We start from the raw sequence: 20755 nt of genomic DNA on the forward strand, positions 1-20755 counted from the left end.
CATCCCGGAGCCAGCCGATCACTGTCAGGTACAGTCTGCACTGCTTCGGTGATCAAGCAAAGGGGGAATGATGATCTTCGCGGCTCGCTATCGGCATCGGCGCTGGGCTGGTGCTGTCGCCCTGGTGGTGGCGTTGGTTGGCCCGCTGTCGGGCTGTAGCAGTTCAACTCCCCTGTCTGCGGACGGGGTTCCTCCGGCAGCCCGGCATCTCCAGGCGTTCGACCCTCCGACGTCATTCGACTTCGGCGACGGCGACGGCACGGGGGATGCACTCGACGAGGGGGTCCAGCCCTCGACATCGAGCCCCACCCGGCAACGGCCGGCGATCTCGCTGAAGGACACAACCGCCTTCGTGACCACCGAGGACGGCATGAAAGCCGTCGACGCCGTCACCAGGAACACGCTCTGGAGTGCGAGCAGCACCATCCCCGCTACGAAGAGCGGCTTCGGGTCCGAGAGGGCCGCGCCACTGCCCGCCCACTTCCACGGCATTGACGCCGTGCTCGTGGCGTTCTCCCGTTTCATCCCGGGCACGGGGACCGGCAGGGGCCGAAACGTGATCGAGGTGCTGGCCGCCGACTCCACGACGGGCAAGACCGTCTGGACCGCTCAGGTCGACCTCGTGATAACGCCTCTGGACAAGGAGGCTTTGAGTCGCGACGATTCGCTGCTCGCAGACGGCATCAGGGCGGCGCAGGTGGTGGCCGTGGACGACCAGAGCGTGGTCGTGTCCGACGACGAGACGACCTATGTGGTCGACGCGGGATCCGGGCAGCTTCGATGGACCCGGGCCGATTTCCACGCGATGCAGCTTGTCGATGGCATCGTGGCTGGTGCCGAGGCTCCGACGTACGGTGAGCGTCAGCTCGCAGGCTACGGCGCATCAGACGGCAGTCCCCGATGGTCGGCCGTCCATACGGAAAGCCACGCCGTCGCCTCCTCCGCCGGCCCCGGCCTGCTCGCGATGTCGGCCTCCGATGGGTTCGTCATCGTTGACGCCCGTACCGGAGCGGTCCACGCCCACCCGGGGCCAGGGGCGTATGTGCACCCCTGGCACTGTGACTTCGACGGAACGTCCGTCATCCTCTGCAACGACCAGCTGTTCGGTCAGACGCACTCGATCGCGGCTTTGGACGCGACGTCGATGAAATGGCTCTGGTCGATCACAGAGACGCCGGGAGGACGACTGGTGCCGGTGGTCACCGCCGTGTGGCACGGAGCGGTGTACGGCCGGACGCCCAACGGCAATGTCATCCTCGACGCCCGCACCGGTGCCGACCGGGCAACCCCGAAGCTGGCTCCCTTCCTCGTCAACGCCTACGTCGGCATCGAGGACCGAGGCCGCAGCATGAGCCTGATGCGCTCCACGGGGTAGCGGTCCACAGTCCCAGTAGGCCGCCGACTCCATGCAAGCGGACGGCGCCCGCCACTACACGAAAAGCCTTCGAGTGAGCCGATCACGGCTGGCCCACTCGGAGGCTTTCGTCAGCTACAGCCGCTCGGGCGTTCCGATACCGAGGAGGTCCATGCCCTGGCGGAGGGTCTGGCCGGTGAGCTGGCAGAGCAGCAGCCGGGTCTCCATGAGCTCGCGGCTGGGGGCCTTGAGGACGGGGCAGTGCTCGTAGAACGTGGTGTACGCCGCCGCGAGGCTGTGCAGGTAGGCGCAGAGGCGGTGGGGTTCGAAGGTCTCGGCGACGAGGTCGATGGTGGTGCCGAATTCGTCGAGGAGGAGTCCGAGGGCGCGTTCGGCCGGCTCCAGGGCGAGGTCCTGGTGGGCGGTCGAGGTGACGCCGTCGGGGGCCTTGCGCAGGATGGACTGGATGCGGGCGTAGGCGTACTGGAGGTAGGTGCCGGTGTCGCCGTTGAGGGAGACCATGCGGTCGGCGTCGAAGATGTAGTCGCGGGTGCGGGAGGTCGAGAGTGTCAGTTCGGAGAAGAAGAACCCATGCTGGCCAGCAACCCTGACAACCGCCCCGTACCACTCCTTGATCTCATCCGGGCCCACTACGCCGCGGCCATGGTCAGCCGCCGACAGCAGGACATCTCGGATCAGTTCGATGCGCCTCCGCGCGTGCCCGGTGAACTCGCTCGACCACACTAGGAACGGCTCGACGCGGACAACTTCCAGAGGGCTTCGGGCCAGCAGTAGACCGAGCTTTCGGCCAATCCGGCCGTCGGCGTGGTCCATCCAGCTCTGAACGTCGTCCGCGAAGGCGTGGCAGATCCTTCGGTCCAGCTCGCTGTCCGCGCCTGCGATAACGAGCGAGTCGAAGTCGACGTGCGCAATGACTGCCCGCCCGCCAGGGCGCAGTACCCGTGCGACTTCCGCCAGCAACGTCTCTGGGGTCGGCACGCATTCCAGCGTGTTGTACGACAGGATGACGTCTGCCCATCGATCAGCGATCGGCAGCGGATCCCGCAGGTCTGCGGCAATCGCGGCGACGGGTCCCCGGTGGTCTTCGAGGGCGGCGGCCACTTGCCGCAGAGCCTCGTCCGACCGGTCGATGCCGAGGAGGACCGCATCGGGTGAAACGCGGCTCACAGCCCGAAGCGTGGGGCCCGATCCGCAACCGAGATCGACGGCTCGGAACGACCAAAGGGTGCAACGAGGTCGGCGAGCCGCATGCGGATCGGTTCATCACTCCCTGACATCTCACTCCTTCGCGCTTCCGGGTGGCATCGGCACCTGCCCCGTAGAACATGGTGACCCCGCCGCGAGACTGTGCAGGTAGGCACAGAGGCGATGGGGTTCGAAGGTCTCAGCGATGAGGTCGATCTTCCGGGTGCGAGCGTAGGGCCCGGCCCGCTGGACATGCTCGCGATCGGCCCGTTCCTCGTCAGAAGGACGGCCAACTGACTGTCCGACATCACTCGCTAACGACAAGTACGTTGTTCCTCGGCACCGACCCCGGCCAGCATCCGGACCCAGCGAAGGGGACTTACCGAGATGACCAGCATCAGCGAGGACACCAGCGCCGCCCAGCTGCGCACCCAGCACGGCCGCGCCATGACAATCGGCGAGGAGAGGCGTGCCCTGACCGTCGGCTTCTTCGGCACGAGCATCATGGAGCACTTGGAGGGCTACAACGCCCTGCTGACCGACCAGGCGAACCTCCCCAAAGTCGGCTCGAAGGTGACCGTCGAGGGCTGGCACCAGCGCGGCTGGGTCCACCGGCTCTCCCTCGGGCTCCGGGCCGGCTTCCCCCACGTGACCTTCAACATCCGCAACCACGGCGAAGGCGGAGCCACCAGCCGGGATATCGCCAAGATCGTCGCCGACGACCGCACCACGAATAGCGTCGACTACGACCTGGTGTTCCTGGGATGCGGCATCAATGACGTCTGGCGGCGCTTTCAGGGCCGCACGGCCGAGGCGGTCAGGATCGAGGAATACACCAGCCACATCAACGCGATGCTGGCGCAGCTCGGTGGGTACTCCCGCCAGGTCGTCGTGATCTCCGAGACGCCGTTCGGTGCGATCGAGGAACCGGAGACCGTCGGGAAGATGAACGCCGAGCTGGCCCGCTACAACGAAGCCGCAGCCAAAGCCGCCGCTGACCACGGCGCGCTGTTCCTCGACGTGTGGGCGCCGTTTATCGCGGTCGCCCGGCAGTTGGCCTCAGCGCCCGCCAACCACGAGATTGCCGGACTGTGGAGCGATGGCGTCCACCTGAGTGAGCTCGGTGACACGGTGCTCCTGCGGCAGGCTGAGTACTTCCTTACCGCGCACCGGACGGTGGAGAAGCTCCTGGACTGACCACTTGCCAGCCAAGACACCGGCCACGAGTAGACCGCCTGAGAAACGAGCGGTTCCGGGGGCAGGAAGCTGGGCCGCGCTGAAATCCCGTTGCCCGGGCCGCTCTCTCCGGCGCTTCCATGACCTGGCGATGACAACTCCCCGTGTTGTCAGTGCATTTCGCCCTGGCGGCTACTGCGTCATGCCCGGTATCCTCACCACAAAGCAGATCCGGCGATGGTGCGCGCTGCTCGCTCATCACCTTTCCCTCACGCCGCCCAGCTCCGACCACACCGACCCGTACTTCCTGTGGCCAGCCCTCGCCGACGATGCCGATCTGCGCGCGCTCTACGAGGAGAGCGGCATCGGCGATGCCGGTCGCACGTTTCTGCGGCCGGACCTCGCCATGCCGGCGCCGGAGGTCGGGCAGCTGGCGCTCACCCTGCCGCCACACCTGCGCCACCCGGTGCCCCGCACATCGACAGCCTCACCCCCACCAAGGACGACGGCCGCCCCGGCACGTTCACCGTCCTGGCCGGCGCCCAGCTCACCGCCTACATCAACGCCTCACGCGGCCTCCCCGGCCCGAAGGTTGAGATCGAGCAGATCCGCCAGCTCGCCCTCTCGGCCTGACGTCATCAGTACCGGCAACGGCGCGGGGTTGGATTCCCACGAAATGGTGGAACCCAACCCCCGCTGTTGCCTTCCGGCTCCGCTCGGGGTGATCGGGCCGCAGGTCCGAACTATCCTCAGCCGCATGCCATCCCTCGCAAATGACCCGCGCCAGCAGAAGCTGGTCGGCGTGCTGATCCCGCTGCTGCGCCGTGCCTGCCCGCCCGACGCGGGCGGCTATGGAGGGGCCTACGAGCTGCGTCTTCTGCCGAGTGAGGCCGAGGACCTGGGCGGTCTCCCGCTCATCCGGTCGGCGATGCGCAAGGCGGCGCGAGAACTCGGCTGGTCGAAGCTGCAGACATACGGCTCCGTCAGCGCGACCGTGGCGCTGGCCGGCGTCCTAGACCAGCGAGAAGTCCCCGAGGAGTTCGCAGCGGCCGTCGAGCGCTACAAGATGGCCCAGATGCGGGATGCCGCCGAGGCGGTCTCGAAGAGGATCGCCACCGGAACCCCCCACGCATCCCGCGGCTCGGTGTTCGTGACCGCCCAGGAGTTCCGAGCAGCATACGCAGCTGCCGACGAATCATGACCGGGCCCGGCTCGCGCGGCACCGTATGAGCAGCAGTTCCAGCCGCATTGGGGCTGAACTTCATGGTCGAAGCCGTGCTGGCCGGTCACCGCGTTGCTCAGGCCTCGCCTGCCGCCGCGCGAAGGAAAGCCAGCGCGGCCAGCAGCACCAGCGCCGTTTGGTGGCACGGAGGGAGCGTTTCCCACAGGTCGTGCGCGATGTTGTTTCGAAGGTTAGGTCCGGCGGCTGGGTCGGCAAGCAGCAGCAGGAAGCTCGTTGCCCACTCGCTTCCGGCCAGGTCCGGCGTATCGGCCAGGGAGCGTAGGAGTCCCCCCAGTTGGGCGACACCGCCGGCCGATTCACCCTTGGCCAGGTTGATCACTGGCGTGTGCTGCTTGAGATAGCGCCGCAGGATGCCCTCGACCAGGGAGATGGCGACGTACGGGGCGATCTCGTCGTGCTCCCAGTACAGCCGGAAGGCGCGGGCCAGCAGTCTGGCGCGCTCGGCGGGAAGAACGACAGGGTCGGCGAGCGCCGTCGTCATCTCCCGAATGCTGGGCTCGAAGCGCTCCCACAGCACATCCAGCTGGTAGCTGATCAGGACGCCGGTCAGTTCAAGGTGGATGATGCGCCGGTCCTGCCCGAGGTCCTCCTGCTGTCCCGTGCTGTGGACGAGCACGGGTCCGGCCGTGTTGATCCGGTTCGTGTCGAGGCGGAGGAAGGAGGGCTGCAACCCCTGTTCGTCGCCCTCAGCCGTCGATTCGGCCTGCAGAGCCGGGTGGCTGGCGATTCGCTGGAGCGCGTCCTCCAGGTCTTTCGCCGCGCCGATATACGCACGGGCGGCGTTGAAGAGTTCCTCCGGCATGCCGGCGTCGAAGCGCACCTTCTGGAGCTCCAGGTCCTCGCGCGTCAACGCCTGTTGCTGCATGCGAATGTCCGTGTGCAGGTCGGTAAGGCCCTTGTCCCGGGCATGCGTGGCGGCCTCGGTGAGCATCGTCAGCCTCGCGACGCCGGTGAGCTGGTCGGCCGCATCGGTGTAGGTGGCGGTGATGGCCCGGTGGATCTGCTCGACACCGCCGGGGTCGCCCTTGGTGGCCGTCGCGAGGTCGCGGAGGAAGGAGACCCGGGAATGCGGGTCGCGCCGATACTTAACTTGATCGAGTGATGTCGGGGCCGTTCGCCTGACAGGTGCCGGACGGCTTCGGTAGTTCTGGCTCGTGAGATACGCGCAGGGCGGCGGTTTGACCGACGCCGAGAGGGCCGCGCGCGAGCGGATCCGGCTGCAGGCCGTCGTCCGCTTCGAGGGCGGGGAGAAGAACAGGGATATCGCCGCCGCGTTGCGGGTGAGCGAGCGGTCCGTTGAACGCTGGCGCCGGCAGTGGCGAGAGCGAGGACAGGACGGGGTCCAGTCGAAGGGGTCGCCTGGGCGGCCGAGGTTGAGCGGTGAACAGATCGCGCGACTTGAGCGGGAGTTGGAGCGCGGTCCGCTGGCTCATGGCTGGGAGGACCAGCGGTGGACGTTGGTCCGGGTGAAGACGTTGATCGGCCGGATGTTCCACGTCGGCTACACCGTGGAGGGGACCTGGCGCCTGCTGCGGCGCCACGGCTGGTCGTGGCAGCAGCCGGCCCGGCGGGCGATCGAACGTGACGACGCCGCCGTCGAGTTGTGGAGGGAGGAGGTGTGGCTCCAGGTAAAAGCGCCGCGGCGGCTCGGGGAGCCTGGCTGGTCTTCGAAGACGAGGCCGGGCAGTCGCTGAGACCGCCGCGCGCCAGGACCTGGGGCCGTGTCGGGTGCACGCCCGTGGTGCGGGTGAGGGGCGGGGGCTCTGGGCGGATATCCATGGCCGGGATGAGCTGCTACAAGAAGGGCGAACGCTCCCGGCTGATCTACCGAGTCCGTCTGCACCGGGGACGCAAGGGCGAACGGAAGAGCTTCACGTGGCAGGACTACCGCGACCTCATTGTGCGGGCGCACATCCAGCTCGGCGGTCCGATCGTGCTCGTCTGGGACAACCTGTCCGTCCACCTCGTGCCGCCGATGAAGGAGTTCATCGCGGCGAACGAGAACTGGTTGACGGTCTTCCAACTGCCCTCGTACGCCCCGGACCTCAACCCGCAGGAAGGTATCTGGTCGCTGGTCAAGCGGACGATCGGCAACCTCGCCGTGGCCAATCTCGACCACCTGACCAAGACCGTCAAGCGGAGCCTGAAGAAGATCCAGTACCGACCACACCTGATCGACGGATGTCTCACCCAGGCCGGACTGATCATGGACGGCTGACCGGCGCCCGACCCGACATCACGCATTCAATTTCAGTAGCGCTCGGCCGCCCGTTGCGCGACAGGCTGAGCGTGGGCATGCCACTTGGGCCGCTCCACGAGCGGGTCGAGCAGGGCTCCCACGACACCGGGGCCCTCGTCGTCCCGGTCCATCTCCGCGTTGGCCCGGGCGACCATCGTCGCGGCGATGGTCGCGACGGCGGGCAGGCTCACCGAGAGGGCGAGTTCGAATGCGCGCACCAGCGAGTCCGCCGCGCGTAGCCTGCCGCTCGAGACCTGGGGGGCCGCCTCGAACCAGTCCGCCGACTCGACGTAGGAATCCACTGCCGCGCGAAGGTGTTCGATCTTGGGGCGGCCGGAGCTGACGGCGTGCAGGAGGTCGTGAAGGCGGGCGCGGGCACCGGGGTGGTCGGCCACTGCGGCGTACCCGGCCCAGATCTCGATCGTCCGCCCGCTGATTCCGGACAGCTCGCCGGGGCCACGGCTGCGGGCCGGCGCCTGCATACCAGCCGACGAAGGCGCCGTCTGGGCGCAGGGAGAACAGGAACCCGGCCCTGAGCGCCTCGATGTGCTCTTCGTCCAGTTCGGTGGTGGCGTCCTTCGGTGTGGCGCCCAGCCTGTCGGAGATGTCGGGGTAGGAGACGAAGCCCTGGGACGCCGCATTGAGGGCGGCCAGTGTCGCGCTGTCGATCATGGTCATGACTCCCTCTCCGAGGGCTTTCCGAACGCTGTCCGGCCCCCGGACGGAAGCATGGGCGCCCGCGTCGCGGTCCAGCTGATAACCGGCACAGCGTAGCGGTCGAGATCGCACGAGTTCTTTGCATTTTCCTGGATTGCCGACCATTTGACATGCTGTCAGACAAATCCGCCCCTTCTTCTCCGGGGAGGTCACAGGGCGCTTTGGCAGCTCGCCGCCTCGGATCGTGGAATCACGGCCGGGCTCGAAGAGTGCACAGTCGAGGGAGAAACGATGGTTCAGCCGACGGCGGCGGTTGTGGCGGTGTCCGAGATGGCGGTGGTCCGGGTCCTGGAGCTGGTGGGCAACCGCCTGATGAGCCGGCACAGCCGAAGCGACCGAGGCGCCCTGCAGCGCATGCCCCCTTGGGACCGGCACTCGTACTTCCGCGTGACCGGAGAGGAGGCGGACAGACTGCTCGCCGACGTCTGGGCGGTTCCGGCCCAGCGAGAGGTCCCGGAGGAGCTGCTGCGGGCGCTGGACACCTACGTCCGGCTGCTTCTGGCGTCCGGCCACTCCCTGCACCGCCCCGACCTGGTGCAGACACTGTCGAGGATGCCCCAGCGGGTCGTCCTGCCATGGGAAGCCGCAGAGTCGTCGGCGGATCCCGCCACGCCGTGACCTGCACCGGATCGCACGCCCGTTACCAGTCCACCGCGTCGCCGCCTGCCCCTTCGACGTGAAGACCCCGAGCCGCACCGGGTTGCCCCTACGATCAGCGGACATGGACCCAGCCCCGCTCTCCGGCGTTCCGACCCTGCGCACACCGATCAGTCCCTACCCTCTGCGGCGCGCGCTGTTCGACACCTCGGCGCTGACGTCGGACGTGATCGCCGCCATCAAGCGCGGGCAGCCGTCGTCCCTCGAAGCAGCTGCCGCGAAGGGCACCATCCGCGCCTACATACCCGAACACGTCCTCGTCGAAGTCCCCCGGGTCCTGGGGGACCGGCGCGCCGAGGGCGGGAAGTTCGACCTTGAGCTGGCCTTGCGGATCTGGCGCGAGCGCTATCTTCCGCACCTGTACGTGGTGGCGACCGACGGTCTACCTATGACTCCCGAAGCCGCAGTCCTCGAACGGGAGGACCCGTCCGACACGGGCATGCTCCTGCTCGCCGGCGTCATAGCCCCCGTCGTGATCATCGCCGAGGACAAGGACCTGCTGCGCAGCAACCTCGCGCACGAGGACTGGCGCAAGCTCCGTACTGCATTGGGCAAGGTCGGCATCGTGGAGGGCAAGTCGCGCGACTACACCGAGACGGCCGCCATGCTTCTGACCTTGACCGGACACGGAGTCGCCGGCATCGCCCGCATCGCCGCGAAGGCCCCGGCACTCGCGGCCGGCACGGTCACGGCCGGGGCCATCGCCGCAACGCTCTACCTGAGGCGGCGTCCGAAGAAGCCCCAAGAAGCAAGTCGGCCGGGATTCTGGCGGCTGCTTTGGAGCGACCTCGAACCCAAGCTGGCCGAAGCCTTCGACCGGCACGGTCAGGGCGAGCGACTGTGGCGGGAGGCGGAACGCGGCACCCCTGGTGCGAGCCTGCTGCACCGCGTCGCCCGCCTGCTCGCCGAAGCGCCCGAGCCGATGAACCGCACCCGGATCGTGGAGGAGATCGGCACCGGCGACAGCGGGCACAAGGCCCGGATGGCCGAAGTCCTCAACGTCCTGACCCGGTATCCGGCCTTTTGTGAAGTCGAGCGCGGCCGGTGGCAGCTCGGGCGGCGCGTCACCGATCCCGCTGGTTGAGGACCGGATGCTCTTTCCGGGCCCCGCCGAGGGCACTTACCGAACGCCGCCCGACACGGACCAGAGCAGGGTCCTGTGCACCGTCGCCCCTCGTCCGGGACAGTGACTGGGCTGGCCGCCGATCAGCGGCGTTCGACGCTGAACCCGCTGTCGTGGAGCGCAGCAGTCCACACCGTCCGGTCGAACCACTTCGTGATGTCCGGCTTGAGCGAGGTAATGGCTGCCATCCGGGCGTCCCAATCGTGGCCAGCGTCACCGCGGGAGCCCTCACATCCCGCGCAGCCGTCCTCTCCGTGGATGTGGCCGGCCATCCAGGCGTTCACCGCAACGTTGACGATCACGCTGTAGAGGTCGCCGCCCGACTCGACGAGCGCGTCGGGCACGCCCGCGAGGATGACGGCCAGCTCGGGGTTGCCGACCGGGGGCATCGGCGCCTGGCCCGCTTCGTCGTCCTCTCCGTCTTCTTGCGCCTCGCTCAACTGCTTGGCGATCGAGTCCGCGAGCGCGGCGGCGTTGAAGTACGTCCAGGCCGAGCGCACCTGGATGCGCAACTGCTGCGCGACCGCCGTCACCCTCTCCTCGATGATGTCCTCCACGGCGCCGGGCCGGAGAGTGATGCCGCGGTGAGCCAGCTCGGTCAACGTCTCGGCGGCGGCCTCTTTGAATGCCTTCGTGTTCCTCACGCGCAACAGCGTATGCCCGACCGTGCGACGCCTCCGGGCAGCGCCACCTGCGCTGCCCTGCCCTCCACACCACGCCCGTTTCACGGGGCGTGTTAGTTGCACAGAGCTACCGGCTTCCTGTCCGCGACGCACCATAGGGGTCTCTCGCGGCAGTCAGGCGGACGGGGATATGTCGATTCAGACGCAATCACGCCACCTGGCGGGTGGTCAGCCGTGGCCAACTCTCGCCACACAAGCCCGATTTCCGCCACACATGTGACCGAAAATCGACCATTACGACTTGGTAACGGTCACTTACAGCAACCAGAGAAACGGGCATTTCGGGCCCCCTCGCTGCCAATCAAGGAGGCATCCGGACCCCTTGGTCCCAAAACGGTCCCAAACAGTATGCGAACCAGTTTTGCTGGTCCCTGACGGTTCGTCACGCAAAAGGCCGCTGACCTGGGATTTCTCCCGGCCAACGGCCTTTCCGACTCACGTCGGGACGACAGGATTTGAACCTGCGACCCCTTGACCCCCAGTCAAGTGCGCTACCAAGCTGCGCCACGTCCCGTGGTCTCGGTGCCTTGCGGTGGGGCCTGGGGGGCCTTGCCGGTTGGCTTCTCGACCTTGTCGCCGGTGTCCCGGCGACGTGGAAAACAATACAGCACGTCGGGGGGTGCTCGCTGCCAGGTTTCGGGGGTGGGGTGGGGCGGTGGGTCAGGGGGTCGGGTGGCGGGCGTCGTAGGTGAGGAAGGCCGGGCGGCGGGCGGCGAGGAGGAGGACGCAGGCGACGCAGGCGAGGCCGCCGGTGATGACGGAGGTGGCGGGGTTGCTGAGGGCGGCGACGGTGCCGGATTCGAAGTCACCGAGGCGGGGGCCGCCGGCGACGACGACGATGAAGATGCCCTGGAGGCGGCCGCGCATCTCGTCGGGAGCCGCGACCTGCATCATCGTGCTGCGGAAGATCATGCTGACGGTGTCCGCGCAGCCGGCCACGGCGAGCAGGAGGAGGCCGAGCCAGAGGTTGTGGAGGGCGCCGAAGGCGGCGATGGCGAGGCCCCAGGCGGAGACGGCGGCGAGGATCGCGGCGCCCTGGCGGTGGATCCGGCTGACCCAGCCGGAGAAGAGCGCGCCGATCAGGGCGCCGACGGCCGGGGCGGAGACGAGGAGGCCGACGGTGCGGGCGTCGCCGGCGTAGAAGGTGGCGGCGATCGCCGGGAAGAGGGCGCGCGGCATGCCGAAGATCATCGCGGCCAGGTCGGCGAGGAAGCTGGTGCGCAGGTTGGGCTGCTCGCGCAGGAAGCGCAGGCCGTCGAGGACGGAGGCGCGGCCCTTGCGCGGGCCCTGTGGCCGCATCGCGGGCAGGCGCCACATGGCGTAGAGGGTGCCGGTGAAGGCGACGGTGTCGACGAGGTAGGCGGCCTGGGCGCCGAAGGCGCCGATCAGGACGCCGCCGAGCATCGGGCCGATGGTGAGGCCGAGGTTCATGCTGACGGTGCTCAGGGCGTTCGCCGCCGGGAGCTGGTGGGCGGGGACCAGCCGGGGGACCATCGCGGATCGGGCGGGCGAGCTGAGCGCGAAGAAGCTGGCCTGGACGGCGACGGCGGCGTAGAGGACGGCCACCAGGCCGAGCCCGGCGAGGGCCTGCGCGGCGAGCAGGGCGGAGACGGCGGCCAGGCCCGCCGAGCCGGTCAGGCCGAGCTTGCGCCGGTCGACGGTGTCGGCGATCGCACCGCCGTACAGGCCGAAGGCGACCAGCGGGACGAGCGAGAACAGGCCCACCAGGCCGGTCGCGAAGGCGGAGCCGGTCAGGTCGTAGACCTGGACGGAGACGGCCACGGAGGTCATCTGCTGGCCTATGGAGGACACCGCCTGCCCGGTCCAGACCCGCCGGTAGTCGGGGTGGTCGCGCAGGGGGCTGAGGTCGGCGAAGGCCCGCCGGTACCAGGGGGCGGACGGTGGGACGGGCGGCGGGGCGGACAGCGGGGCGGGCAGCGGGGCGAGGGGAGCGGAGGCGGCGGGGGCGTCGGTCGGGGTATCAGGGGGTTGGTTGGTCGTCACAACGGTCCATGGTTGTCCCGACCCCCGCCGCGCCCGACACCGGGGCCCGTCCCGCCCACACCCCCGCCCGACCGACCGACCATCCCCGGCCCCCAAGTCCCAAGCCCCGGCCCCGGGCCCTACCGGCTGAGCACCTGCCTCTCGCCCGCCTCCACCGCGAAGTCCAGCCGGTTGCCCGGTGGCGGGAACGGGCAGATGAAGTGGTCCGCGAAGGCGCAGGGCGGCAGGTAGGCCCGGTTGAGGTCCAGGACGGTCCGGCCCTGCGCGTCGGGCGCCGGCAGGGTGATGAAGCGGAAGCGGTAGGTGTCGACACCGCTGGTGGCATCGGCGATGACGCCGGTGAGGCGCGGGCCGGAGCGGCTGACGGTCAGGGTGCGGTGCTCACCGGCGACCGTGAACTCGATCCGGCCGGTGACGGCCAGCGGCCGGTCCTTGCCGTCGGCGTTCGGGACGACCACCGACTGCCCCTCGTCCTCGAAGGGGGTGTAGACGGCGGACACGGCCCACTCGGGCTTGTAGGGATAGGCGGAGATGCCGGCGAAGCCGGTCCGGCGGGGCGAGGACGGATCGAAGACCCGCAGGGCGAGTTCGCCCTCCCGCTCGATCGGGACGAGCAGCAGGTCGCCCAGGGTGGCGGTGTCGGCGGCCGGGTCGGTGTCCGGGCGCAGCAGCACCTCCCCGTCGACCGGCCCGTCAGCGCCCTCGACGGTGATGCCGTCGGCGGCCGTGGCCCGGACCCGGACGCCCTCGGCGTCGGCCCACCAGCGCCCGGGCAGGCCCGGCACCTCGGCCGGCTCGGGTTCCAGCCAGTGCGTGCCGGTGAGTGCGAGCTGGCCGTGCGGTGCGCTCACCGACGCCGCCCGCCCGTCACTCCAGTGCTTCCAGTCCTCCGCGGCCGTCGCCGTCATCGGTCAACCCTCCCGGTCCGGTCCGCGGACGGCCCGCTGTTCGGGCCGTCCGTATCGGTCATCCTGCACAACACCGCATGCCGGTACGGATCATTCCCCGTCCCCGGCAAGCCGTCGCACCCGTAAGGAGACCGCAAGGGAGCGCAAAGGACCGCAATGCGGCGGCAACAGGGGGGGCAGAGATCCGCGATCAGCCCTTCAGCGGCCGGAACAAGCCCTCCTGCACCACCGACACCACCAGTTGCCCGTTTCGGTCGTAGAGCTGCCCGCGGGCCAGGCCGCGCGCGCCGTGGGCGATCGGGGACTCCTGCTGGTAGAGCAGCCAGTCGTCGGTCCGGAACGGCCGGTGGAACCACATCGCGTGGTCGAGCGAGGCCATGTCGAAGTGCCGGGTGCCCCAGAGCGGCTCGACGGGGGCGCGGACGGCGTCCAGCAGCGTCATGTCGCTGGCGTAGGTGAGGGCGCAGACGTGTATCAGCGGGTCGTCCGGCAGCGGGCCGTTGGTGCGCAGCCACACGCCGCTGCGCGCCTCGACGCCGACCAGATCCTCCTTGTTCCAGCGCAGCCGCTCGACGTAGCGGATGTCGAAGGGCTGGCGGCGGCTGATGAACGGGGGCAGCTCGCCGAGCCGGGAGCCGACTTCGTCCAGGGCGCTGGGCAGTTCCTCGGGTGCCGGGACGTCCGGCATCGGGTACTGGTGCTCGATACTGCCTTCCTCCGGTCTGTGGAAGTCGGCGGTGAGCGAGAAGATCGACCGGCCGCCCTGGATGGCGAGCACCCGGCGGGTACTGAAGGAGCGGCCGTCGCGGAGCCGGTCGACCTGGTAGACGATCGGGACGCCGGGCACCCCGGGGCGTAGGAAGTACGCGTGCAGCGAATGGACGGGGCGCGCGTCATCGATCGTGCGCCCTGCCGCGACCAGCGCCTGTCCGGCGACCTGGCCGCCGAAGGTGCGCTGCAGTGCCTCCTCGGGGCTGCGCCCGCGGAAGATGTTCAGTTCGATCTGCTCCAGGTCGAGCAGATCGACGAGGTCGTCGACGGGGGTACCCATGCGCGCGCTCCCTCTCGTGGTTCCGGTCGATGCCGATCGAGCTCCTCAGCTCACTCGACTGCTCCGGCGACAATTCTCCGGCGACCCAGGACATTCCCGCTCACCGGCCCCGAGCGGCCGGTTCACTCGAACGAGTAAACGAATCGGGAACGCGGGACGGGGCGCCCCGCCACTACGCCCCCAGCCCCGACTGCCGCACCGTGATGTTGAGCCGCCCGACCAACCCCAGCCCCGACCCCGGATCCGCCTGCCCCGCCCCGTCGTCCCCCGCCTCCACGTCCCCCGCCCCGTCGTCCCCCACCCCGACGTCCCCCGGCAGTGTCCGCACCACCCCGTGGTACGCGAACCGGGCCGGCCCGCCGAACACCAGCAGGTCCCCGCTGCGCAGCTCCAGATCGGTCCACGGCCGGTTCCTGGTCTCGGTGTTCCCGAGCCGGAAGACGCAGGTGTCGCCCAGGGAGAGCGAGACCACCGGCGCGTCCACCCGCTCGTCCCGGTCCTGGTGCAGGCCCATCTTGGCGCCGTGCGGGTAGTGGTTGACGATCGCGGTGTCCGGCTCGTACGCCGCCGCGCCCGCGATCTCCCCGACCCGCTCCCCGTACGCCTCCGCCACCGCCCGCCGGGCGAGTTCCCCGAGCAGGGGCGGGAACGGCTTGACGGGCGTGCCGTCCTCGGCGGTCCGCGCGTACCCGTAGGGGTACCAGTGCCAGCCCAGGCTCACCATCCGCACCGACATCACGCCGCCGGTGGGCATCCGCACGCTGTGCAGTCCGGCCGGCGGGCGGGCCCACTCCCGGCAGGCGGCGACCAGCCGCAGCTGTGCGGCCCGGTCCAGCCAGTCGGGGAGCAGCACGGCCCCCGGGGCGGGCTCGGACCGCAGCCGGGCGGCCTGCCCGGTCGGGCGCTCCCCGGGCAGGTCGTCGAACAGCTCACCCTGGATCACCCCACCATCCTCCCGCACCGCGCCCACGCCCACCGCCAGCCCGAACAGCAGGCCTTCAAGCCCCGGGAAGCACCCGCGCCCCCGCCACGGGCCCGGGCGCGATCATCCCCAGCTCCCGCGCGCAGGACGGCCAGGCCTCCCACCCCTGCTGCCGCAGGATCTCCTCCCCGACCGTGGTCTGCTCCCGCCGGCTCGCGTGGTCGGGCCGGTCGGCGAGGCGCAGCCCGCCGGTCTCCGCCCAGGTGGTCGGTCGGATCTGCAGGCCGCCGTAGTAGCCGTTCCCGGTGTCGGCCCGCCAGTCGCCGCCGCTCTCACAGTCGGCGAGCTCGTCCCAGACGAGGTCCGCGACCCGCACCGCCGCGCCGGCCCGTACGCCGCCCGAGACCACAGCCATCACCACTGCCACGACGGCGCCCAGCCGGATCACGGTCCGGCTTGTCCGTTCATCACATGAATGCGGCACGGCAGCCGACCCTAGAGACCCCGGACACCACCCCGCCCCGACACGCCGGAAACGTCGACGGCCGCTCCCCCGCGTGGCGGAGGAACGGCCGTGACGAACGAGCATCGGTGACCAGACGGGCGGTCAGCTCAGCAGAGCCCAGACGCCCAGTTGCCCAGATACTCAGTTGCCCAGACGCCGAGACACCCAGATGCTCAGATGCTCAGGGTCTGACCCGGGAGGATCAGGTCCGGGTTGCCACCGATGACCTTGGCGTTGTTCTTGTACAGGTCGTGCCAGTCCAGGCCCTGCGCAGCGGCGATGGAGCTCAGGGTGTCACCGGACTTGACGGTGTAGTCGCCCTTGGCCGGCTTGGCGTCGTTGGAGCCGTTCCAGGACTTGGCGGCGTCCTTCTTCGACGAGGCGTCGGTCTTCGGCGCGGCGTCAGCCTTCGGCGCAGCGGTCTTCGGCGCGGCGTCAGCCTTCGGGGCAGCGGCGGCCTTCGGGGTGGCGGTCTTCGGCGCGGGGGTCTGCGCCGGCTTGGCGGCGGTGGAGCCGGCCGAGGTGTCGACGGCGGCCGGGGCTCCGCCCTTGGTCAGGCCCGCCTTGACGGAGCAGACCGGCCAGGCGCCGGGGCCCTGCGAGGCGAGGACCTTCTCGGCGACGGCGATCTGCTGCGCCTTGGTGGCCTGGTTGGCCTGCGCGGCGTAGGCGGTGCCGCCGTAGGCAGCCCAGGTGCTGGAGGTGAACTGCAGGCCGCCGTAGAAGCCGTTGCCAGTGCTGATGGCCCAGTTGCCGCCGCTCTCGCACTGGGCGACGGAGTCCCAGGTGGAGACGGGGGCGGCGGAGGCCGAGGTGGCCGTGACGAGGCCGGCCACCGGCAGGGCCGCGACAGCGGCGCCCGCCACGACGGCCATCCGAACGCGGTTGCGCTTGGTGGCGGCGGTGGTGGTGGCAGCGGCGTTCTCGTTACGGAAGGTCATGAGGTTCCTCTCGACAGCCCCGGGCGGGCATGCGGAACCAGACCCTGGGGAGGGCCGCGTTCGCTTGCCGCGTCCGTCGGACGGCCGTGCACGTGTCGGACGTGCCGCTGCCGCCCTGGCCACCCAGCCGCTCGCCGGGACGATCCGTTCGAGCGATCGCGTCGGCGGGCACCTGCCGCGCCCGGCCGGGGCCGGGGGGCGGTGCGTCGGGGGTGAGCCCGGGTGGCGCTCGTTGCGCCGTCCAAGAAGCTACGAGCCGGTCGGCGGGGAAACCAAAACTCCACCGGTCTGCCCAGCTCAGCGAAGGGTTACCGGCGGTAAGGGCCGCACATTCATGCCCGAATTGTCCGCTTTAGCCATTGATTCCTAGATCAAACGTCGAAGCAGCGTGACTCACCTCACCGCTTCATTCCGGCAGTCCCGTCACCGACATCGACAGATTGCGACCACGAGAACACGCGGCGCGGTCGGATCCGGGGCAATTCCCGTCACCCTCGCCGGGCACCCGTGACGCCTGACACAGGGGCCCGTTGGGCATGGCGACCTCCCCGAGTCCGCCCCCATGACCCCATCCGCACCCATCCGAGGAGACCCTGTGCCGCGCATGCTCGACGTCAGCGACGAGGTCCGGTCCGAGATCGGCGACGACGAGGCCGACCGCCTGCTCGGCGGCGACCGCGCCCCCGACGGCTACGAATGCACCTCCTGCCGCACCCCCGGCGACACCCACGTGGAGCCCACCAGCACGGTGCTGTTCGTCGGCGACGAGACCGCCGTCCTGGCCTTCGCCCACGCCCGCTGCATCCCCTCCCAGGTGGTACCGGTGGCCGAGGAACAACTGGTCGGCGCCGTCCGCAGCATCAACCAGTCCCAGCCCGCGGCCCCGGACCTCGCCGTCCCCGGCCCGAACCTCACCATCCCCGCACCCACCGCCCCCACCACCCCCGTCGGGTCCCCGGCCCAGCCGACCGCCCCCGGCCAGGCCGCCATCCTCGGCATCACCTGCGGCCTCGTCCTGCACGGCAAGGTCGGCCACGCCTCCCTCGTGGTCGAGCCCACCGGCCCGGTCGGCCGCCCGGGCAGCACCTCCGGTGAGGACGAGTTCCTCGACCTGCTCCAGGACGCGGGCTTCCAGTCGGTCACCGACCTCGACGAGACCCCGGATCAGCTGCCCGGCTGGTCGGTCCTGGTCGCCATGGGCAAGCTGCACGCGATCCTGCAGCCCGCCGCGGCCGGCGGCAGCACCGGCTGGTGGCAGGCGCACCAGCCGCTCCAGGTCACCGACGCCTGGCGGATGGCTGCCAGCCAGCTCTCCGAGGTCACCATGTACGCCGTCCCGGCCGGCATGGTCGGCCGTCAGCCCCGCGAGGACCTGCTGCGCCAGGCGCTGGAGCGGGCGGTGGCGCTGGGCCAGGTGGTCGCCGCCTCCCTCCCGCTGGCCGGCACCTGATCCTCCGCTCCGGCGCGTCGGACGGGTGGCCGCTGCACGACCCGGCAGCGGCCACCCGTCCGACGCCCGCCATCCCCGGCCCCGCGCCACCCCGCCCACCCGCACCCACCGCGCCCCGACGACCGCACCCCCGCCGCGCCCCCACCCCCGTTCCGTACGCCGAACGCCCCCGCATCCCCGCCGCCTCTCACTCGTTGGCCCCTACGTGTACAGCTACGACGTCTCCGCACCCGCCGGACGGTCGGCCACCGCCCCCCGCTCGATCCCGAGCATGCGCCCGTCGTACGACGCGGAGCACCCGCACTCGACGACCCCGATCTACGACGAGCTGTACTCCGAGTACCGACGGCTGTTCCGCGCCCTGCCCGGCGACCGCTCGGGCGAGGAGGACCTGAGGTTCACCGGCTTCGCGATCCGCGACGGCTACCCACTGCTCGGCGAGCAGCGCCCGTACCCGCCCCCGCAGCACCAGACCTTCCACACCCACGCGGGCCAGCCGTCCGGCCTCCCCCAGTTCATGCCGACGCAGTCGCAGCACTCCCACGGCCAGAATCACGCCCAGAGTCACGGTCAGAGTCACGGTCAGAATCACGGCCAGTCCCGCCCGTACGCCCCACCCCACGGCCACGGCCACGCCCACCCCGAGCCCGTCGCTGCCACCGCCGCCACCAGCGACGGCCACGGCCAGGCCGTCCCCCCCTCCCCCCAGTTCACCAACGGCCAGGGCTGGGTCGCCGCCGGCTACCTCGGCGCGGTCCCGCACACGGTGCCCGCCCCGCCGCCGCCGTCCCCGGTGCTGGGCACGGCCACCGGCCTGGCCACCGCCCCGTCCCCCACCGGCGGCCGCCACCGCCAGATGCTCTCGCTCCCCCCGGGCCGCGTCGGCGACCACCACTGACCGCCGCCGTCACACCCCGCGAGGGGCGACCACCACCGACCGCCGCCGTCACACCCCGCCCCCGCGAGAAACGCCCGAGGGCCCCGCCACCACCGGTGACGGAGCCCTCAAGTGCGTTCTGCCTACTTCTTCTTGCGCTTCTCCCGAACCCGCACCGAGATCGAGATCGGCGTCCCCACGAAGCCGAACTCCTCGCGCAGCCGGCGCTCGATGAAGCGCCGGTAGCCCGCCTCCAGGAAGCCCGAGGCGAACAGCACGAAGCGCGGCGGGCGGATGCCCGCCTGGGTGCCGAACAGGACGCGCGGCTGCTTGCCGCCGCGGATCGGGTGCGGGTGGGCGGCAACCAGCTCGCCGAGGAAGGCGTTCAGGCGCGCGGTGGTGACGCGGGTCTCCCAGCCCGCCAGCGCGGTCTCGATCGCCGGGACGAGCTTCTCCATGTGCCGGCCGGTCTTGGCCGAGACGTTGACGCGCGGGGCCCACTGCACCTGGACGAGGTCGCGCTCGATCTCGCGCTCCAGGTAGAAGCGGCGCTCCTCGTCGAGCTGGTCCCACTTGTTGTAGGCGATGACGACGGCGCGCCCGGCCTCGACGGCCATCGAGATGATCCGGGTGTCCTGCTCGGCGAGGGTCTCGCTGGCGTCGACCAGGACGACCGCGACCTCGGCCTTCTCCAGCGCGGCGGAGGTACGCAGCGAGGCGTAGAAGTCGGCGCCGGCGGTCAGGTGGACCCGGCGGCGGATACCGGCGGTGTCCACGAACTTCCAGGTCTTGCCGCCGAGTTCGATCATCTCGTCGACCGGGTCGCGGGTGGTGCCGGCCAGCTCGTTGACGACCACCCGCTCCTCCCCGGCGACCTTGTTCAGCAGGCTGGACTTGCCGACGTTGGGCCGGCCGATCAGCGCGATCCGGCGCGGGCCGCCGGGGCCGGCGTCGCCGAAGGTCTGCGGCGGGGCCTCGGGCAGCGCGTCCATGACGGCGTCCAGCAGGTCGCCGGAGCCGCGGCCGTGCAGGGCGGAGACGGGGAACGGCTCGCCCAGGCCCAGCGACCACAGGTAGGCGGCCTCGGCCTCGGTGGACGGGCCGTCGACCTTGTTGGCGCACAGGACGGTCGGCTTGCCCGCCCGGCGGATGAGCTTGATCAGCGCTTCGTCGGTGTCGGTGGCGCCGACCTTGGCGTCCACCACGAACAGCACCGCGTCGGCCTGCTCGATGCCCAGCTCGGCCTGGGCGGCCACCATGGCGTCCAAGCCGAGGACGTCGATCTCCCAGCCGCCGGTGTCGACCACCTTGAAACGGCGGCCGTTCCAGGTGGCCTCGTAGGTGACCCGGTCGCGCGTGACGCCCGGCTTGTCCTCGACGACGGCCTCACGGCGGCCGATGATGCGGTTCACCAGGGTCGACTTGCCGACATTCGGGCGGCCGACGACGGCCAGCACCGGCAGCCGGACGTGCTCGGCGCCGTCCATGCCGTCGAAGCCGTCGAGGTCGAAGCCCTCTTCGGCGGCGAGGGCCATGTACTCGGCGTAGTCGGCGGCGTCCAGGTCACCGGGTCCGGTGGCGGCGTGCTCTGCGGTCATGTTCGTCTGTTCCGTTTCCCGGCCCGGCCCTTCCCAGGGGCGTGCCGTGCGTACCTGCCCCGTCGGGGCAGCGCGATGGTTTCTTCCGCGGCGCCTCGACG

At 70.4% G+C, this 20755-nt stretch carries 19 protein-coding genes, 1 tRNA gene and 2 pseudogenes; 9 read left to right on the forward strand and 13 right to left on the reverse strand.

Features of this window, described 5'->3' with window-relative positions; genetic code table 11:
- Positions 1–67: 67 nt before the first annotated feature.
- Complete coding sequence (locus tag BG452_RS01315) at positions 68–1375, forward strand: PQQ-binding-like beta-propeller repeat protein (protein WP_188302218.1); 1308 nt, start codon at positions 68–70, stop codon at positions 1373–1375.
- A gap of 114 nt (positions 1376–1489) precedes the next feature.
- Here BG452_RS01315 and BG452_RS45195 read toward each other — a convergent pair.
- Both BG452_RS45195 and BG452_RS01325 read right to left on the reverse strand, forming a co-directional pair.
- Positions 1490–1921, reverse strand: a pseudogene (locus BG452_RS45195) (DALR anticodon-binding domain-containing protein); the annotation flags it as partial.
- Positions 1922–2221: 300 nt separating this feature from the next.
- Positions 2222–2575 (reverse strand): annotated as a pseudogene (locus BG452_RS01325) (methyltransferase domain-containing protein); the annotation flags it as partial.
- Positions 2576–2947: 372 nt separating this feature from the next.
- On the opposite strand from BG452_RS01325, the gene BG452_RS01330 reads away from it, so the two are divergent.
- Together BG452_RS01330 and BG452_RS01335 are read left to right on the forward strand one after the other, a co-directional pair.
- Positions 2948–3757, forward strand: a complete 810-nt coding sequence (locus tag BG452_RS01330; protein WP_188302219.1) for an SGNH/GDSL hydrolase family protein — start codon at positions 2948–2950, stop codon at positions 3755–3757.
- Positions 3758–4493: 736 nt separating this feature from the next.
- Positions 4494–4937, forward strand: coding sequence for a hypothetical protein (locus BG452_RS01335; protein ID WP_188302220.1), 444 nt, complete (start codon positions 4494–4496; stop codon positions 4935–4937).
- Positions 4938–5034: 97 nt separating this feature from the next.
- On the opposite strand, the gene BG452_RS01340 is transcribed toward BG452_RS01335, so the two are convergent.
- Positions 5035–5910, reverse strand: a complete 876-nt coding sequence (locus BG452_RS01340; protein WP_188302221.1) for a hypothetical protein — start codon at positions 5908–5910, stop codon at positions 5035–5037.
- 223 nt (positions 5911–6133) lie between these two features.
- Between BG452_RS01340 and BG452_RS01345 the strand changes: the two genes are divergently transcribed.
- Both BG452_RS01345 and BG452_RS01350 read left to right on the forward strand, forming a co-directional pair.
- Positions 6134–6673, forward strand: a complete 540-nt coding sequence (locus tag BG452_RS01345) for a winged helix-turn-helix domain-containing protein (RefSeq protein ID WP_188302222.1) — start codon at positions 6134–6136, stop codon at positions 6671–6673.
- Positions 6670–7197 (forward strand): transposase, encoded by a 528-nt coding sequence (locus BG452_RS01350; protein WP_262985961.1) that lies wholly within the window; start codon positions 6670–6672, stop codon positions 7195–7197. Before BG452_RS01345 ends, BG452_RS01350 begins: the two co-directional genes overlap by 4 nt.
- A gap of 32 nt (positions 7198–7229) precedes the next feature.
- On the opposite strand, the gene BG452_RS01355 is transcribed toward BG452_RS01350, so the two are convergent.
- Positions 7230–7700, reverse strand: coding sequence for a hypothetical protein (locus tag BG452_RS01355; RefSeq protein WP_188302224.1), 471 nt, complete (start codon positions 7698–7700; stop codon positions 7230–7232).
- Positions 7701–8166: 466 nt separating this feature from the next.
- Between BG452_RS01355 and BG452_RS01360 the strand changes: the two genes are divergently transcribed.
- Both BG452_RS01360 and BG452_RS01365 read left to right on the forward strand, forming a co-directional pair.
- Positions 8167–8553: a hypothetical protein gene (locus BG452_RS01360; RefSeq protein ID WP_188302225.1), complete on the forward strand. Its 387-nt coding sequence runs from the start codon at positions 8167–8169 to the stop codon at positions 8551–8553.
- Between the two features lie 103 nt (positions 8554–8656).
- Positions 8657–9676: a hypothetical protein gene (locus BG452_RS01365; RefSeq protein ID WP_188302226.1), complete on the forward strand. Its 1020-nt coding sequence runs from the start codon at positions 8657–8659 to the stop codon at positions 9674–9676.
- 122 nt (positions 9677–9798) lie between these two features.
- Here BG452_RS01365 and BG452_RS01370 read toward each other — a convergent pair whose 3' ends face one another.
- The 8 genes from BG452_RS01370 to BG452_RS01405 all read right to left on the reverse strand — a co-directional run bounded on the left by BG452_RS01370 (position 9799) and on the right by BG452_RS01405 (position 16729).
- Positions 9799–10359: a hypothetical protein gene (locus tag BG452_RS01370; RefSeq protein ID WP_317620848.1), complete on the reverse strand. Its 561-nt coding sequence runs from the start codon at positions 10357–10359 to the stop codon at positions 9799–9801.
- Between the two features lie 479 nt (positions 10360–10838).
- Positions 10839–10912: transfer RNA gene (locus BG452_RS01375), tRNA-Pro, on the reverse strand.
- 146 nt (positions 10913–11058) lie between these two features.
- The gene (locus BG452_RS01380; protein ID WP_411292866.1) at positions 11059–12402 is read right to left on the reverse strand and encodes an MFS transporter; all 1344 of its coding nucleotides are present in this window, start codon (positions 12400–12402) and stop codon (positions 11059–11061) included.
- Positions 12403–12521: 119 nt separating this feature from the next.
- Positions 12522–13310 carry a DUF1684 domain-containing protein gene (locus BG452_RS01385; protein WP_188302227.1) on the reverse strand — a complete coding sequence of 263 codons (789 nt, stop codon included), beginning with the start codon at positions 13308–13310 and terminating at the stop codon, positions 12522–12524.
- A 190-nt stretch (positions 13311–13500) separates the two neighbouring features.
- The gene (locus BG452_RS01390) at positions 13501–14361 is read right to left on the reverse strand and encodes an acyl-CoA thioesterase (protein WP_188302228.1); all 861 of its coding nucleotides are present in this window, start codon (positions 14359–14361) and stop codon (positions 13501–13503) included.
- 172 nt (positions 14362–14533) lie between these two features.
- Positions 14534–15301, reverse strand: coding sequence for an alpha-ketoglutarate-dependent dioxygenase AlkB family protein (locus tag BG452_RS01395; RefSeq protein ID WP_411292868.1), 768 nt, complete (start codon positions 15299–15301; stop codon positions 14534–14536).
- Positions 15302–15359: 58 nt separating this feature from the next.
- A complete protein-coding gene (locus BG452_RS01400) occupies positions 15360–15731 on the reverse strand; it encodes a transglycosylase family protein (RefSeq protein WP_317620850.1) in 372 nt (123 codons plus the stop codon).
- Between the two features lie 230 nt (positions 15732–15961).
- The gene (locus BG452_RS01405; RefSeq protein ID WP_188302229.1) at positions 15962–16729 is read right to left on the reverse strand and encodes a transglycosylase family protein; all 768 of its coding nucleotides are present in this window, start codon (positions 16727–16729) and stop codon (positions 15962–15964) included.
- Positions 16730–17324: 595 nt separating this feature from the next.
- Here BG452_RS01405 and BG452_RS01410 point away from each other — a divergent pair.
- Together BG452_RS01410 and BG452_RS01415 are read left to right on the forward strand one after the other, a co-directional pair.
- On the forward strand, positions 17325–18179 hold the full coding sequence (locus BG452_RS01410; RefSeq protein ID WP_188302230.1) for a hypothetical protein: 855 nt from the start codon (positions 17325–17327) through the stop codon (positions 18177–18179).
- Positions 18180–18384: 205 nt separating this feature from the next.
- Positions 18385–19077: a hypothetical protein gene (locus BG452_RS01415; protein WP_188302231.1), complete on the forward strand. Its 693-nt coding sequence runs from the start codon at positions 18385–18387 to the stop codon at positions 19075–19077.
- Between the two features lie 122 nt (positions 19078–19199).
- Here the strand turns inward: BG452_RS01415 and der are convergent, their stop codons facing one another.
- Positions 19200–20654 (reverse strand): ribosome biogenesis GTPase Der, encoded by a 1455-nt coding sequence (gene der, locus BG452_RS01420; RefSeq protein WP_188302232.1) that lies wholly within the window; start codon positions 20652–20654, stop codon positions 19200–19202.
- Positions 20655–20755: the final 101 nt, after the last annotated feature.

The sequence above is a fragment of the Streptomyces sp. CBMA123 genome, assembly GCF_014596465.1.
Classification (GTDB): Bacteria; Actinomycetota; Actinomycetes; order Streptomycetales; family Streptomycetaceae; genus Kitasatospora.

Bases quoted from the DNA above. Each gene is read 5' to 3' on its own strand.
- BG452_RS01315 (WP_188302218.1), top strand. From the start codon at position 68: ATGATGATCTTCGCGGCTCGCTATCGGCATCGGCGCTGGGCTGGTGCT.
- BG452_RS01330 (WP_188302219.1), top strand. From the start codon at position 2,948: ATGACCAGCATCAGCGAGGACACCAGCGCCGCCCAGCTGCGCACCCAG.
- BG452_RS01335 (WP_188302220.1), top strand. From the start codon at position 4,494: ATGCCATCCCTCGCAAATGACCCGCGCCAGCAGAAGCTGGTCGGCGTG.
- BG452_RS01340 (WP_188302221.1), bottom strand. From the start codon at position 5,910: ATGCTCACCGAGGCCGCCACGCATGCCCGGGACAAGGGCCTTACCGAC.
- BG452_RS01355 (WP_188302224.1), bottom strand. From the start codon at position 7,700: ATGCAGGCGCCGGCCCGCAGCCGTGGCCCCGGCGAGCTGTCCGGAATC.
- BG452_RS01360 (WP_188302225.1), top strand. From the start codon at position 8,167: ATGGTTCAGCCGACGGCGGCGGTTGTGGCGGTGTCCGAGATGGCGGTG.
- BG452_RS01365 (WP_188302226.1), top strand. From the start codon at position 8,657: ATGGACCCAGCCCCGCTCTCCGGCGTTCCGACCCTGCGCACACCGATC.
- BG452_RS01385 (WP_188302227.1), bottom strand. From the start codon at position 13,310: ATGACGGCGACGGCCGCGGAGGACTGGAAGCACTGGAGTGACGGGCGG.
- BG452_RS01390 (WP_188302228.1), bottom strand. From the start codon at position 14,361: ATGGGTACCCCCGTCGACGACCTCGTCGATCTGCTCGACCTGGAGCAG.
- BG452_RS01405 (WP_188302229.1), bottom strand. From the start codon at position 16,729: ATGACCTTCCGTAACGAGAACGCCGCTGCCACCACCACCGCCGCCACC.
- der (WP_188302232.1), bottom strand. From the start codon at position 20,654: ATGACCGCAGAGCACGCCGCCACCGGACCCGGTGACCTGGACGCCGCC.